Here is a 15,497-nt window from a genome sequence, read left to right on the forward strand (position 1 = left end):
ATTGCGCCGAAGAATGCAACTTTGTTGCAGCCAATGACGGGTACGTTTACAGCGCTTCGAGACGATTAAGGGCGAATTGGATCGGCAGGTGCGCCCACAATACGGGTTCAGTTCAAGGGGCGTAACCCGCCCAGCACTACAAGGATAAGATCAGGTCGTTCAGGGCTAGGACGCTCGCCGAAATGCATTCGTGCTGCCCCGGACGGATAGGCACCGTGTCAAAGGGTGAGTGGCCAGGCAAGCTGATGGTATGCGAACGATACGACAGATCGATCCGCCAGAGCATTCGTCAAGAGAGTAAAGGCATTATCGAAGGCGAGCCAGTCGCTCCCGTCGGGGCATCGCCCGCAAGCGGAGGATCGCGCCGCGCCGTGCATGCGATTGGACCTCTCGTCCCGCTGCGCTGCTGAGATCTCTCCTGTCAGGCGATCTAGGTTCCGCGCTTCGGGCCGAGCAGGAAAACTATGAGGGCAGCGACGAACGTGGCAACAGCGCTGTAGGCAATGGCGCTGGCGATCCCCGCATTCTCCACCAATAGCCCGCCGAAAATCGCGCCGGCTGCGATTGCCACTTGGAATGCTACGACCATCAGCACACCGGCGCTTTCGGCCTGCTCGGGAACGGCCCGCCGCACCATCCACGTCTGTAATCCTACCGGCACCGCGCCGAAGGCAAAGCCCCACGCGCCAACCGCAATCCCCGAGGCGAAGGCCGATGCTCCCGCCGTCAGTAGCGAAACAGCCGCTATCCCTATGAGCAGCGGTGCAAGGGCCGCGACTGCCTTGAGACTGTACTCGGCCAGAACCCCGCCGGCCAAATTGCCGAAGAATCCGCCGATGCCAAAAGCAAGCAACACAAGCGAGATCGTCTCGACGTCAAGCGCGGGAATCTTTTCGAGGAAGGCGCGGATATAGGTGATTCCGGCGAAGTGGCCGGAAGCGACCAGCAGGATGACAAAAAGCGCAACCTTGACCATCGGAATCTTTGCCACATCCAGCAGGCTGCGGACGCTAGTCACTCCAATCGGAGGCAGTCTCGGAATGGTTATGAGCTGCACGAGCAGTGTAGCGACACCGCCGGCTGCGGCGAGCATGAAGGCGCTTCGCCATCCCCAGATATCGCTGACATAAGCGCCGATTGGAGCTGCGCAGACGGTAGCTACGGAAACGCCGGTGAGGATGATCGACATAGCGCGAGGCAGGAGGTGGCTTGGAACGAGCCGCATCGCCAGTGCTGCCGACATCGACCAGAAGCCTCCGAGCGCTATGCCGAGCACGACGCGTGCAGTCAGGAGAACCGCCAGCGACCACGCGCCGGCCGCCAGAACGTCCGACAGGATCAGCAGCAGCGTCATGGTCCACATGACGGTCCTGCGGTCCAGGCGCTTTGTGATGATGGCCACCGTCGGCGCCGAGATCGCCCCGACGATAGCTGTCGCCGTCATCGCCTGTCCAGCCGCTCCCTCGCTGATAGCGAGATCATGCGCGAGGGGCGTGAGCAGGCTGACAGGCAGAAACTCTGCCGTGACCAGCCCGAAGGTGCCCAAGGAAAGCGAAATGATGGCACCCCATGCGGGACCAGACGGTGGGACAGGCTTTTCTGGGTCGTGCAGAACAGCGTTCATGACGCCTGCTGCGGATCGGGTCATGAACGAAGTCTCCACTTTGATGCAATGCAACGTGATGTAGGCTGCCTTGACCCAAATCTAAAAACACAAGCGCATTTCCCGGCGGCGTTGCACTGAGGAGGGGATGTTCATTGCTTCGCGATACTTTGTGACGGTGCGGCGCGCAACATCAATGCCAGTTTCCTTCAGCCGGACAGCGATGTCCTCGTCGGAAAGCACGTCGCCGGGAGATTCTGCGGCAATGATCGCTTTGATCCGATGCCGGACAGCTTCGGCGGAGTGCGCATCGCCGCCTTGGCAGGACGCGATCGCGACGGTGAAAAAATACTTCAGTTCAAAAACTCCGCGCGGGGTAAGCATGTACTTGTTCGAGGTCACCCGGCTTACCGTCGACTCGTGCACGCCGATCGCGTCAGCGACGGTTCTAAGATTGAGAGGCCGCAGGTGGGCGACGCCATGTTCCAAAAAGGCATCCTGCTGACGCACGATTTCAGCCGCAACCTTAACAATCGTCTTGGCGCGCTGATCGAGGCTGCGGATTAGCCAGTTCGCGTTTTGCAAGCATTCGTCGAGAAATGCTTGATCTTTCGAATTTTGGGCAGTCTGACGCGTGACTTCGGCATAGTAGGTTTGGTTGATCAGCAGCTTCGGCAGCGTGGCGGGATCAAGTTCGATCTGCCACCCGCCTTGCGGCGAGGGCGTGACCCAGACGTCGGGTATGATTGATTCAGACGCACCGGATTCGAATCTGTTCCCAGGCTTTGGATCGAGCGCACGAACCTCATGCATCATGTCGAGAAGGTCTTCTTCATCGACGCCGCAATGCTGCTTCAGCGCCTCAAAATCGCGTCGCGCAAGCATTTCAAGATGGGCAACCAAAGCTGCCATTGCTGGGTCGAGCCGGTTTCGCTGGCGCAACTGAATCTCGAGGCATTCTCTGAGACTTCGCGCAAAAACTCCCGGTGGATCAAATTGCTGCAAGGTTCCGAGAACCCGTTCCACAACAGCCTCATGGACATTTAGGCTCTCGGCCAGCTCCAAAAGGCTTGCCCGAAGATAGCCAGTGTCTTCCAGATCGGCGGCAAGCTGGCCAGCGATCAGCCGCTCCTGTGGTGTGAACGCAGTGAGGGCGATCTGACGAGCGACATGGTCGTGCAATGTTTCGGCAAGGGTGGCAAACTCGTCGAGGGAAGGGCCATTGCCCGGCGGGTTGTTGGTCGTGTTGCGAAGTGATTTCCATTGCCCGAGCCGTTCAGGCGACCCTGCCCCGGTCGGACCTTCAACGGCGTTTGCCCCAAAGCCGACAGGCTGATCCGCTCCCGAAATCGAAGCATCGTCAAAAGGCCCGCCATCGTTTGACGCAGATTCCAAGAGCGGGTTCTTCTCGATTTCCCCCTCCACGAACTGATGCAGTTCGGTATGCGCCAGTTGCAGCAAGCGAATCGACTCAATGAGTTGAGGCGATGCGACGATGGATTGCTTCTGGCGCTGAAACAGGCTTGCTGAAGATTGCATGGTGAGTGCGATAATCCTGTCGAGGAGCCTCTTGGGGCCTGCAATGGCGCCAGTGAGACGTTTTCTAGGTCATGCGGCGGCTTTCAGCGTTTCGAGAACGTTTTGCGGGGATGAAACGCCATACGGGTCGGCCTCGCAGTTGTCGGAGAAACCTTCCTCCTCGAACCAGTGCTCCACCACGCCATTGTTGATCAGGGCGGCGTAGCGCCATGAGCGCATCCCGAATCCGAGATTGTCCTTGGCAACCAGCATGCCCATCTTGCGTGTGAACTCGCCTGAGCCATCGGGGATGAGCTGGACCTGCTTCAGGCCCAAGGACTTTCCCCACGCATTCATGACGAAGGCATCGTTGACCGAGAGGCAGTAAATCGCGTCAATTCCCTGCTTCGCAAACTGATCATAGAGCTCTTCGAACTTGGGCAATTGGTAGGTCGAGCAGGTCGGGGTGAAGGCGCCAGGCAGCGAGAACAGGATGACCCGCTTGCCGGCAAAGTAGTCGTCAGATGTTTTTTCTTGCCAGCGATATGGATTTGGCCCCTGGACTGACTTATCGTGAACACGCGTGAGAAAGGTGACGAAGGGAACTTTCTTTCGAACTGTCATCAAGTTGCTCCTGAAGAAGACTGCGCTGAATTCTGGCAGAGGCTGGCGCAATACCGGGCAAAGGCTCGTATCCCCGGCACGGAATGAGGGCCTCGCGGCTCGCAACCTCCTTTTTTCCCTCCCGACGTATGGGAACGTCTTGGCGGTTGGTCTTGGCCACCCGAACGCAATCGATCTGAGCGAGCTGGACACCGTCGAGCCGGTTGCTTTCCACGGCTATGGCGCCGGAAGCGGGATCGGTCACTAGCGATAGTGCGTTTGGAAAAGGGATAGCGGCCGGAAGGAGCCAATATCGCAAAGCATGTGGGGGCCTGAAATGTCACTTCACGCAACAGACCCGCTTCACTGGATTCCGCGTCACTGGACTGGTTCAGCATGTTGTCGATATGTGGCAGTGACCCGCCGGCTTTGGCTTGGGTGACGACCCTTTGACAAGGCTTTTCGGCACTCAGATGCTGAACAGAACCGGCAAACCGCATTTGCGTGCGCTGCCCGTGTTGGCGTGCCGGCATCGGACCAGCCATGCGCAAAGCGGCCATCCAGAACGGACTTCCGGAGGAGACGATGCCCCGATGTTCAGCTGCAAGGGGCACCGTCTCCTCAGGCCACGGTCTGGAGCTTCGCGTGTCGGGCATGGTGCAAGTCGCTTTCATCGTGATTTGATGGTGCTCTAACCAGGAGCAGCAAGCGGCGTGCCATTTGGAATAGAGGGGCTGTTGGACCGCCCCTCCTTCTCGGAGGCCGTGTCTTAGAAGATCGGGCGCGCGCTATAACCGCCTCGTCACACAGGCAACAACGATGCTGTATGGTGCGGATATTCGGCGCTTCAGCCCCGGCTGGGCAAAGACGAACCGGAAGCCGAGCCGATGCATTACCTGAGCCTGGAGGGCACTCCAGTCATTGCGTAACGTGTGGCGCTAGCGTTCATTGGTGCGCCGGCACGGCTATCGCGAACATGCGCCTGTCGCAGCGACCATGAGCGGGCGCTCTTGGGCAAGCGCCTTGGCCCCGTGAGGATCGAATTCCCCAATCGTGTCTGTTCGCCGCCTCTTATGTTCGAAACTGGACCAGAATGTCGCAAGCCCGACCTAAAGGTCGCCGAGGCGTTCTGTCCGACACTTTTCCGTCGCCTTTGTTGGCCCGCGACACCGGCCTATTTCGCCTAGCTCTTCTCTGGCCTCAGGCTAAGCCCCTAAAAGCATCACAGATTTTTTTCTTCGGTTGGCCAAATTGGCACGAGTTTTGAAGCCGCTTCGTTGCGGGCCGGGAGCCGCCGACCGACTTTCATTTCGTGGATGGCACGAATGGAACGAAGAAAGAAAAGCAAAATGTCAAATCCGCGTCGGATAGCGTCTATGGGCATGGGGTCCTCGGCGAAACCGCCCTTACCCAACAGCTCGCCGCTCTTGTCGACCCTTGCGCAGGAAATCTTGGCCGGCGGCGAGTCAAAGGCCCACCACACCGACTTTATCCTGACCTCGAAGGTACAGGATAACGTTCTGCATCTCGCCGCGCGTTTGCCTAGGCAGTTAAGCGTTAGCCGATCCTGATAATCGGTCTGCCTTCCGACGACGTCGTCTACATGCCGTCTTAGGTCTTCTCTACCGCAGCGCCCGCCGGTCACCTTCCGCCCTTCCATCGCTATAGAGTGAAGTGCCAGCATGTCCGAACAACCTTTGCCGATGCTGCCGATGTGGCGCGTCGATCACATTGAGCCCTCGCCTGAGATGTTGGCGCTACGGGCCAACGGTCCGATCCACCGCGTGCGCTTCCCGTCCGGGCACGAAGGCTGGTGGGTGACAGGCTATGACGAGGCCCGGGCGGTGTTGTCCGACGCGGCGTTCCGGCCCGCGGGAATGCCGCCGGCGGCATTCACCCCGGATTCGGTGATTCTCGGTTCGCCAGGATGGCTGGTCTCGCACGAGGGGGGCGAGCATACGCGGTTACGCACGATCGTGGCGTCGGCCTTCAGCAACGGCAGGGTGAAGCTGCTCGCGCAGCAGGTCGAGGCGATCGCCGCGCAGTTGTTCGAGACGCTGGCGGCCCAGCCCCAGCCCGCCGATCTGCGGCGCCACCTCTCCTTTCCGCTTCCCGCCATGGTCATTGGCGCGCTGATGGGCGTGCTCTACGAGGATCACGCCTTTTTCGCCGGGCTGTCCGACGAGGTGATGACGCACCAGCATGAAAGCGGCCCGCGAAGCGCGTCGCGCTTGGCCTGGGAAGAACTCCGCGCCTACATTCGCGGCAAGATGCGGGACAAGCGCCAGGATCCGGGCGACAACGTGCTGACGGATCTGCTCGCGGCGGTCGACCAGGGCAAGGCGACCGAGGAAGAGGCGATCGGCCTGGCGGCGGGCATGCTGGTGGCGGGGCACGAGAGCACCGTGGCGCAGATCGAATTCGGCCTGCTGGCCATGTTCCGCCATCCGCAACAGCGCGAACGCCTGGTCGGCGATCCATCCCTGGTGGACAAGGCGGTAGAGGAAATCCTGCGCATGTACCCGCCGGGCGCCGGCTGGGACGGCATCATGCGCTATCCGAGGACCGACGTGACCATCGCGGGCGTGCATGTTCCCGCGGAGAGCAAGGTGCTGGTCGGCCTGCCGGCGACGTCATTCGATCCGCGCCATTTCGACGACCCGGAAATCTTCGACATCGGACGTGACGAAAACCCGCACCTGGCGTTCTCCTACGGGCCCCACAACTGCGTCGGCTTGGCGCTGGCCAGGCTGGAACTCAAGGCGGTGTTCGGTTCGATCTTCCAGCGCTTTCCCGCGCTGCGCCTGGCCGTGGCGCCCGAAGAACTGAAGTTGCGCAAGGAGATCATCACTGGCGGGTTCGAGGAGTTCCCGGTGCTCTGGTGATCCGCGGACGCCACGAGGAATCGCGATGTCCTCGAATTGCCCGCGCGACTGCCGCGCGCCGATCAGATCAGCCAACCAACAGGTGACCAAGATGGACGTGCAAGAAACGATGGCAGCATGCCGGGACGCCTTCGCCGAACTGGCGTCGCCAGCGTGCATTCAGGACCCGTATCCATTCATGCGGTGGTTGCGCGAGCACGATCCGGTACATCGCGCGGCGTCGGGCCTCTTTCTGTTGAGCCGCCACGCCGACATCTACTGGGCGCTCAAGGCCACGGGCGATGCTTTTCGGGGGCCGGCGCCAGGCGAACTGGCGCGCTATTTCCCGCGTGCGGCGACCAGCCTGTCGCTAAGTCTGCTGGCGTCCACTTTGGCGATGAAGGAACCTCCAACGCATACGCGTCTGCGCCGGCTGATCTCGCGCGATTTCACCATCGGCCAGATCGACAAGCTGAGGCCGGCCATCGCTCGCATTGTCGCAGCGCGCCTGGACGGCATGGCGCCCGCACTGGAGCGCGGGGAGGCAGTGGACCTGCATCAGGAATTCGCGCTGGCCTTGCCCATGCTGGTTTTCGGCGAACTGTTCGGCATGCCCCCGGACGACATTCTCGGGCTCGTCACCGGCATCAGCGCCATTCTGGAAGGCCTGAGCCCGCACGCCAGCGATCCGCAGCTCGCCGCGGGGGACGAGGCCAGCGCCAGGGTGCAGGCCTACTTCGGCGACCTCATACAGCGCAAGCGCTCCGATTCCAGCCACGACATCGTGTCAATGCTGGTCGGCGCACACGACGGCGATGCCGAGATGCTGTCGGATACGGAATTGATCAGCATGCTCTGGGGCATGTTGCTGGGCGGCTTCGCCACCACTGCCGCGGCCATCGGCCATGCTGTCCTGGCGATGCTGGCGTATCCCGAACAGCGGCACTGGCTGAAAGGTGATGCCATGGGAGTAAAGGCATTCGTCGAAGAAGCCCTGCGCTACGACGCGCCCGCCATGTTCAGCTCCATTCCGCGTATCGCCCAGCGCGACATCGAACTGGGCGGCGTGGTGATCCCGAAGAACGCGGACGTGCGCGTTCTGATCGCGGCCGGCAATCGCGACCCGGACGCCTTCGCCGATCCGGACCGCTTCGATCCCGTGCGGTTCTACGGCACTAGTTCTGGCATTTCGATCGACGGGAAGATCATGCTGGCCTTCGGCCACGGCATCCACTTCTGCCTTGGCGCGCAACTGGCCCGGGTGCAGTTGGCCGAGAGCCTGCCGCGGATCCAGGCGCGCTTCCCCACGCTGGCATTGGCCGAGCAGCCGACCCGGGAGCCCTCCGCGTTCCTTAGGACGTTCCGCGCGCTGCCGGTGCGGCTGCATCGGCAGGAGGGCTGAGATGCGGGTCGTGGTCGATCAGGATCTGTGCGGAACTACCGGGCAGTGCGTGCTGACGCTGCCGGGCGCCTTTCGCCAGCGCGAACCGGACGGGGTGGCCGAAGTGTGCGTGGCGACGGTCCCGCAGGCGCTGCACGCCGCCGTGCGGCTTGCGGCCAACCAGTGCCCGGTCGCCGCCATTCGGGTCATCGAAAGCGGCGCTAGCCATGACGAGAGCGCCAGTGCCGACCCTGCGCCTTCTCCGGCGCAGGCCGAGCGGCATGCTGCGAAAGACCAATGCAATTCAGGAGACACGATGGCAAGGTTTGAAGGCAAGGTGGCCGTGGTGACCGGCGCCGGCGCCGGCATCGGCAAGGCATGCGCTCTCGCCATCGCGCGCGGGGGCGGCAGAGTGGTGGTGGCCGACATTGATGGCTCGGCGGCCATCGCCTGCACCGCGCAGATCGCGGCCGAAGCAGGCCACGCGCTGCCCATAGCCATGGATATCGCCGATGAGCAGGCGGTGGCAGCGCTGTTCGAGACGGCGGAGCGGCACTTCGGTGGGGTCGACCTGCTGGTTAACAATGCGAGCGCCATGCATCTGACCCCGCGCGACTGCGCGATCCTCGACCTGGACCTGGCAGTCTGGGACCAGACCATGGCGACCAATCTGCGCGGCACGCTGCTCTGCTGCCGGCAGGCCATCCCACGGATGATCGCCCGCGGCGGTGGCGCGATCGTCAACATGTCGTCGTGCCAAGGGCTCAGCGGTGACACGGCGCAGACGTCCTATGGCGCGTCGAAGGCGGCGATGAACATGCTCTCGGCTTCGCTCGCCACCCAGTACGGTCATGCGCAGATTCGCTGCAACGCGGTTGCGCCGGGTCTTATCATGACCGAGCGTCTCCTCGCCAAGCTGGACGAGTGCATGCAACGGCATCTGCGCCGGCACCAGCTCCTGCAGCGCGTCGGCCGCCCCGAGGACGTGGCCGCGCTCGTGGCGTTCCTGCTCTCCGCCGATGCTGGGTTCATCACCGGCCAGGTCGTGTGCATCGATGGCGGCATGCTGGCGCATGTGCCGACATACGCGAACGGTGGCAACAGCTGCGCCGCGCGCCCTGCCGACGACACCGAATCGGCGACGGCGGCGCGCTGCTGATGGACATACTGCTCAACCCACTCAACCGTCGGCACCGGCTGCGATCCGACATCCCGGTCATGCCCGGCGCTTTCCCGCTGGTCGGGCATCTTCCCGCCATTGTCTGCGACCTGCCGCGCCTGCTGCAACGCGCAGAACGGACGCTGGGCAGCCACTTCTGGCTGGATTTCGGCCCTGCCGGACATCTGATGACCTGTGTGGATCCGGACGCATTCTCTCTGCTCAAGCACAAGGACGTGTCCTCGGCGCTGATCGAAGAGATCGCGCCCGAATTGCTTGGCGGAACGTTGGTTGCCCTGGACGGCGGCGCGCACCGGCAGGCGCGCGATGCCATCAAGGCAGCGTTCTTGCCAAAGGGGCTGACCCAGGCCGGGATCGGCGACCTGTTCGCGCCGGTCATCCAGGCGCGGGTGCAGGCGTGGCGCGCCCGCGGCGAGGTAACTATCCTGCGCGAGACCGGCGACCTGATGCTGAAGCTCATCTTCAGCCTCATGGGAATCCCCGCGCAGGATCTGCCGGGATGGCATCGCAAGTACCGGCAATTGCTGCAGTTGATCGTCGCGCCACCAGTCGACCTGCCCGGACTGCCCTTGCGGCGCGGCCGTGCCGCTCGCGACTGGATCGACGCGCAGTTGCGCCAGTTCGTCCGCGATGCGCGCGCGCATGCCGCGCGCACCGGGCTGATCAACGACATGGTGAGCGCCTTCGACCGCAGCGACGGTCCGCTCTCCGATGACGTCCTGATCGCCAATATTCGCTTGCTGCTGCTTGCCGGTCACGACACCACTGCCTCGACGATGGCCTGGATTGTGATCGAGCTGGCGCGGCAGCCTGTGCTGTGGGACGCCCTGGTAGAGGAGGCGCAACGCGTGGGCGCGGTGCCGACCCGGCACGCGGACCTGGCGCAGTGTCCGGTCGCCGAGGCGCTGTTCCGCGAGACACTGCGCCTGCATCCGGCGACCACGCTCCTGCCGCGTCGCGCGCTGCAGGAATTGCAACTCGGCCAACGGCGCATTCCCGCGGGCACCCACCTATGCATCCCGCTGCTGCATTTCTCGACCTCGGCGCTGCTGCACGAGGCGCCTGATCAGTTCCGCCTGGCGCGGTGGCTGCTACGCACAGAACCGATCCGGCCCGTGGACATGCTGCAGTTCGGTACCGGCCCACACGTCTGCATCGGCTACCACCTGGTATGGCTGGAAATGGTGCAGTTCTGCATCGCCTTGGCGCTGACCATGCACAAGGACCGGTTGCGGCCGCAGTTGCTGAGCGACGTCGAAAAAGGCCGGCGCTATTACCCGACCGCACATCCGTCCATGGCAATCCGCATAGGCTTCTCATGAGCTGGCATCGCATGCCTTGTGTGGCAAGGCAGCGGCGCTGGCGGGGCGCGGCATTGCTGCACTCAGCGCACGCACTCGTGTGACGCCGGCAACACCGTGACGACTTGCGCTCGCCGTGGCCGTCTCAGCTACAAGGACATCAACAACATGCAGACCGGTTCCACTCCACGCGACCGAACTGGCGTTTCCGCATTCGGCGGATTGGGCGCGCAGGCGCGCGGCGCATCTGGCGGGCTGCTCCCGGAGATCTGGATGCAGGACGGCGCAAAGCGGGTCGAACAGGCGCTGGCGCGTCTGCTCTGCGCCGAAGACGACGGTAAGACAGAGCTGATGGCAGCCATGCGCTACGCCACCTTGCATGGCGGGAAGCGCACCAGAGCCTTGCTCTGTCTGGCTGCCGGCGCACTGGCGGGCACGCCGGCGCACATGCTCGACGACGTCGGTGCCGCCATCGAGATGATGCACGCCTGTACCCTGGTCCACGACGACCTGCCCGCGATGGACGACGACGTGCTTCGCCGCGGCCTTCCGACCGTGCACGTAAAGTTCGGCGAAGCCACTGCGATCCTGGTCGGCGATGCGCTGCAGGCCCACGCCTTCCTGACGCTGGCGAGCCTGGATGCGCCGGGCGACAATCGTATTGCGCTCGTGCGCGAACTGGCGCAGGCGGTGTCCGCCGAGGGTGCCGCAGGCGGGCAGGCCATGGATCTGTCGCTGGTCGGAAAGCACGCCGGGCTGGACAGGATCCTGGCGATGCACCGGATGAAAACCGGAGCGCTAGTGCGCGCGTCGGTTCGCATGGGCGCGCTATACTCCATCGCGGAGGATGCCGCGCACGCTGCACTGTACTGTGCGCTCGATCGCTACACCGCCTGTTATGGCCTGGCGTTGCAGGTGGCCGACGACATTCTCGACGCGACGGCGGATACCGCGACTCTTGGCAAGACCCCCGGCAAGGACGCGGCCGCGCAGAAGCCGACCTGCGCGTCGATCATGGGGCTGCAGGCAGCGCGCCAGTTCGCGCTGTACTTGTTGCACGAGGCCGGGGAGGCCATCGCCCCTCTGGGGCCGCGTGCGGAAGGGTTGGCGCAGATGCTGCAGCGGGCCAACGTCTATCTGTCCGCGCCACACGCATGAGCGCGCCCATCCGTAAGGACTCGCCCCTGTGCTGGTGCGATCGGCCGGCGGGCGCTGCATGCTGCACAGTGTCCGTGTCGGCGGCGACGTGCGCGGCGTCTGCACGTTTCTGTTCTCGTTAGCCCTCTGCAGAAGGAACATACCGCGTGAACGCGCTGTCCGAACAGATCCTTTCCGAATTGCGTCATCTGCTGAGCGAGATGAGCGACGGCGGTAGCGTCGGTCCGTCCGTATACGACACGGCGCGAGCTCTGCAATTCGACGGCAACGTCACCGGTCGGCACGACGCATACGCGTGGCTCATCGCGCAGCAACAGGCCGATGGCGGATGGGGAAGTGCGGACTTCCCGCTGTTTCGCCATGCGCCTACCTGGGCGGCGTTGCTGGCATTGCAGCGTGCCGATCCTCTTCCCGGCGCTGCCGACGCAGCCCAGGCTGCAATCCGGTTCCTCGAGCGCCAGCCCGATCCCTACGCGCATGCGGTGCCGGAAGACGCGCCCATCGGCGCGGAGCTGATCCTGCCGCAGTTGTGCGACGAGGCCGCATCCTTGCTGGGCGGCTTGGCGTTTTCGCGCCACCCGGCGCTGTTGCCGTTGCGGCAAGCACGCCTGGTCAAGTTGGGGGCTGTGGCGACGTTGCCGAGCGGCCATCCGTTGCTGCACTCCTGGGAAGCCTGGGGGACGTCGCCGGCCACCGCATGCCCGGACGACGACGGCAGCATCGGCATCAGTCCAGCGGCCACCGCCGCGTGGCGTGCGCACGCCGTGACACAGGGAAGAACGGCGCAAGTCTGGCGCACCGACGGGTATCTGCAGGCGGCATCGCGGGCGACGCGCACCGGCATCGAAGGTGTCGTTCCCAACGTCTGGCCAATTAATGTGTTCGAGCCATGCTGGTCGCTGTACACCCTGCATCTGGCCGGTCTGTTCGCGCATCCCGCGCTCGCCGAGGCGGTGCAAGTGACCATCGCGCAACTCGACGCCCGTCTCGGAGTCCGCGGTCTGGGCCCTGCCTTGCACTTCGCGGCCGATGCGGACGACACCGCCGTTGCGTTGTGCGTCCTTCGCCTTGCAGGCCGCGACCCGGCGGCCGACGCGTTGCGCCAGTTCGAAACCGGCGAGCTCTTCGTCACCTTCCCGGGCGAGCGCAATGCCTCGGTGTCGACCAACATCCATGCCCTGCATGCGTTGCGAATGTTGGGAAAGCCCGCCGCCGGCACCAGCGCCTACGTCGAGGCCAGTCGCAACCCGCATGGTCTATGGGACAACGAGAAATGGCACGTTTCCTGGCTGTATCCAACCGCGCATGCGGTCGCTGCGCTCGCGCAAGGCAACCCCCAGTGGCGCGACGAGCGCGCGCTGGCGGGGCTGCTGCGGACGCAGCGCGACGACGGCGCCTGGGGCGCCGGTTCCGCGTCCACACTCGAGGAAACCGCCTATGCGCTGTTCGCGTTGCACGTGATGGACGGGAGCGAAGAGCGGGCAGGGCGCCGGCGCATCGCGCAGGCGGTGGCGCGTGCGCTGAAGTGGATGCTCGCCCGCCACGCGGCGCATGTATTGCCCCAGACGCCGCTGTGGATCGGAAAGGAACTGTATTGCCCCACTCGGGTGGTGCGCGTGGCCGAACTCGCCGGGTTGTGGCTGGCGCTTCGTTTGGGGCGGCGCGTCTCGGCCGAGGGAGCAGGAGGGGGCCATGATCCCGACCGATCGCGCGCTGCAGCAGGTGCTGGAGTGGGGGCGTTCCCTGACCGGGTTCGCCGACGAGCATGGCGTGGAAGCAGTCCGGGGCGGCCAGTACATCCTGCAGCGCATCCATCCGAGCCTGCGCGACACCAGCGCCCGCACCGGCCGCGATCCGCTGGACGAAACGCTGATCGTTGCCTTCTATCGCGAACTGGCGCTGCTGTTCTGGCTCGACGATTGCAACGACCTTGACCTGATCGCGCCGGAGCAGCTCGCCGCGGTGGAGCAGGCGCTGGGGCGGGGCGTGCGGTGTGTGCTCCCCGGATTCGAGGGCTGTGCTGTGCTGCGCGCTTCGCTCGCCGCGCTCGCCTACGATCGTCGCGACTATGCCCAGCTTCTGGAGGATACCCGGTGCTACTGCGCGGCGCTGCGCGCCGGACACGCGCAGGCGGCAGGGGAGGAGCGCTGGTCCTACGCCGAGTACTTGCAGAACGGCGTGGATTCGATCGCCTACACGAACGTGTTCTGTTGCCTGTCGTTGCTGTGGGGGCTGGACATGGCGACCTTGCGCCCGCGTCCGGCGTTTCGCCAGGCCCTGCGGCTCATATCCGCAATAGGGCGTTTGCAGAACGATCTGCATGGACGCGAAAAGGATAGATCGGCCGGCGAGGCCGACAACGCGGCGATCCTGCTGCTGCAGCGCTATCCGGCCATGCCTGTGGTGGAGTTCCTCAAGGACGAGTTGGCCGGCCACACACGCATGCTGCACCGGGTGATGGCGGAAGAACGTTTTCCCGCGCCGTGGGGACCGTTGATCGAGGCCATGGCGGCCATCCGCGCGCAGTACTACGAGACCTCGACCAGTCGCTACCGCAGCGACGCTGCGGGCGGAGGCGAGCGTGCGCCGGCCTGAACGCGCGGGAGACGGCGGCGTCCGCGCGCTGCCGTCGGTCCGATCCGACGCAACGCCGTCGCCCGATGACGCGGAAGGAGCGAGCATCAGCGACACCAACCTGAGCCGGCGCAAGGACGACCACCTGGACATCGTGCTGGATCGGCGAACGGCACGGGCCAAGGCCGCTGGCTGGGAGTACATTCGTTTCGAACACTGTGCATTGCCCGAGTTGGACCTGACGCAGATCGACCTCAGCGCCTCGCTGCTGGGCAAGACCATGCGCGCGCCTCTGCTGATCAGCTCCATGACCGGCGGCATGCCACGCGCCGAGGCCATTAACCGCCATCTGAGCGAGGCAGCGCAAGCCTTGGGGATCGCCATGTGCGTCGGTTCGCAGCGCGTAAGCCTGCAATCCCGCAACTCCCAGGGGCTAACGCGCGCGCTGCGCCGCCTGGCTCCAGACGTTCCCTTGCTGGCCAATATCGGCGCCGCGCAACTGCGCGAGGCCGACGGCCTGGACCTCGCGCGCCGGGCGGTGGATGCACTGGAGGCCGATGGGCTCATCGTCCATCTCAATCCGCTGCAGGAAGCGGTACAGCCGGAGGGCGACCGCGACTGGCGCGGCGTCCTGGCCCAGATCGCTCGCGCCGCGCGCAGCATGGGGGTGCCGATCGTGGCCAAGGAAGTGGGGTCGGGCCTCTCTGCCTCGGTGGCTTGTGCGCTCGTTCAGGCGGGCGTGGCGGTGATCGATGTCGCCGGCGCCGGCGGCACCAGTTGGGCCGCGGTGGAGGGCGAGCGGGCCCCCGATGCCGCCGACCGTACAGTTGCGATGGCGTTCGCCGATTGGGGGATCCCGACCCCGGCCAGCGTGCAGGCGGTACGTCGGGCGCTGCCAGCGGTGAAGCTGATCGCGTCGGGCGGGGTCAGCGACGGCGTCGACGTGGCCAAGGCTATCCGCCTGGGCGCGGACATCGCCGGGCAGGCAGCCGGCGTGCTGCGCGCGGCTACGGTATCCACCGAGGCCGTTGTCGCGCATTTCGAGATCGTCATCCGCCAGTTGGCCGTCGCCTGCTTCTGCACCGGCTCGGCTGATCTGGCGGCGTTGCGCCAGGCCCGCTTATTGCCCTCGGCCCATCTGCCCGCCGGTTGATGCCGGCGTAGCCCGCAGGTGGCGGCGGGCGCATAGCCTTACTGAGTGAGAAAGTCTCGGAAGCGGGGACGCGCTGGTCACGGGCTTGTTCGGGTGCTGCTTCGTGATCGGGGAGGCACCCCGCCATGCCCCGAACGGACAGCCGAGAGTAAAGCGGTATTC

At 64.5% G+C, this 15,497-nt stretch carries 11 protein-coding genes and 2 pseudogenes; 9 read left to right on the plus strand and 4 right to left on the minus strand.

The features are described from left to right. Window positions 1-430: 430 nt before the first annotated feature. From NLY44_RS27695 to NLY44_RS27710, 4 genes are all read right to left on the minus strand, one after another. On the minus strand, window positions 431-1,648 hold the full coding sequence (locus tag NLY44_RS27695; RefSeq protein WP_286456083.1) for an MFS transporter: 1,218 nt from the start codon (window positions 1,646-1,648) through the stop codon (window positions 431-433). A gap of 57 nt (window positions 1,649-1,705) precedes the next feature. Further along, window positions 1,706-3,142, minus strand: coding sequence for an RNA polymerase factor sigma-54 (gene rpoN, locus NLY44_RS27700; protein WP_023806321.1), 1,437 nt, complete (start codon window positions 3,140-3,142; stop codon window positions 1,706-1,708). Window positions 3,143-3,211: 69 nt separating this feature from the next. Next, on the minus strand, window positions 3,212-3,745 hold the full coding sequence (locus NLY44_RS27705) for a peroxiredoxin (protein ID WP_023724551.1): 534 nt from the start codon (window positions 3,743-3,745) through the stop codon (window positions 3,212-3,214). A 1,201-nt stretch (window positions 3,746-4,946) separates the two neighbouring features. Next, entirely contained in the window at window positions 4,947-5,207 is a 261-nt protein-coding gene (locus tag NLY44_RS27710; RefSeq protein ID WP_155922504.1) for a hypothetical protein, read from the minus strand. A 199-nt stretch (window positions 5,208-5,406) separates the two neighbouring features. Between NLY44_RS27710 and NLY44_RS27715 the strand changes: the two genes are divergently transcribed. The 9 genes and pseudogenes from NLY44_RS27715 to fni all read left to right on the plus strand — a co-directional run bounded on the left by NLY44_RS27715 (window position 5,407) and on the right by fni (window position 15,335). Next, window positions 5,407-6,609, plus strand: coding sequence for a cytochrome P450 (locus NLY44_RS27715; protein WP_023806320.1), 1,203 nt, complete (start codon window positions 5,407-5,409; stop codon window positions 6,607-6,609). Window positions 6,610-6,700: 91 nt separating this feature from the next. Next, entirely contained in the window at window positions 6,701-7,990 is a 1,290-nt protein-coding gene (locus NLY44_RS27720; RefSeq protein ID WP_023806319.1) for a cytochrome P450, read from the plus strand. 1 nt (window position 7,991) lies between these two features. Next, a pseudogene (locus NLY44_RS33060) lies at window positions 7,992-8,117 on the plus strand (ferredoxin); the annotation flags it as partial. Between the two features lie 168 nt (window positions 8,118-8,285). After that, complete coding sequence (locus NLY44_RS27725; protein ID WP_023806318.1) at window positions 8,286-9,128, plus strand: SDR family oxidoreductase; 843 nt, start codon at window positions 8,286-8,288, stop codon at window positions 9,126-9,128. Continuing rightward, the gene (locus NLY44_RS27730) at window positions 9,128-10,471 is read left to right on the plus strand and encodes a cytochrome P450 (protein WP_023806317.1); all 1,344 of its coding nucleotides are present in this window, start codon (window positions 9,128-9,130) and stop codon (window positions 10,469-10,471) included. Before NLY44_RS27725 ends, NLY44_RS27730 begins: the two co-directional genes overlap by 1 nt. Before the next feature lie 147 nt (window positions 10,472-10,618). Further along, the gene (locus NLY44_RS27735; RefSeq protein ID WP_023806316.1) at window positions 10,619-11,608 is read left to right on the plus strand and encodes a polyprenyl synthetase family protein; all 990 of its coding nucleotides are present in this window, start codon (window positions 10,619-10,621) and stop codon (window positions 11,606-11,608) included. A gap of 146 nt (window positions 11,609-11,754) precedes the next feature. After that, window positions 11,755-13,293 (plus strand): annotated as a pseudogene (locus NLY44_RS27740) (hypothetical protein); the annotation flags it as partial. 7 nt (window positions 13,294-13,300) lie between these two features. Continuing rightward, window positions 13,301-14,203, plus strand: coding sequence for a terpene synthase family protein (locus tag NLY44_RS27745; RefSeq protein ID WP_023731263.1), 903 nt, complete (start codon window positions 13,301-13,303; stop codon window positions 14,201-14,203). A gap of 28 nt (window positions 14,204-14,231) precedes the next feature. After that, window positions 14,232-15,335: a type 2 isopentenyl-diphosphate Delta-isomerase gene (gene fni, locus NLY44_RS27750; RefSeq protein ID WP_460221784.1), complete on the plus strand. Its 1,104-nt coding sequence runs from the start codon at window positions 14,232-14,234 to the stop codon at window positions 15,333-15,335. Window positions 15,336-15,497 lie beyond the last annotated feature (162 nt).

The sequence above is a fragment of the Mesorhizobium sp. C089B genome, assembly GCF_030323125.1.
In the GTDB taxonomy this organism is placed as follows: domain Bacteria; phylum Pseudomonadota; class Alphaproteobacteria; order Rhizobiales; family Rhizobiaceae; genus Mesorhizobium.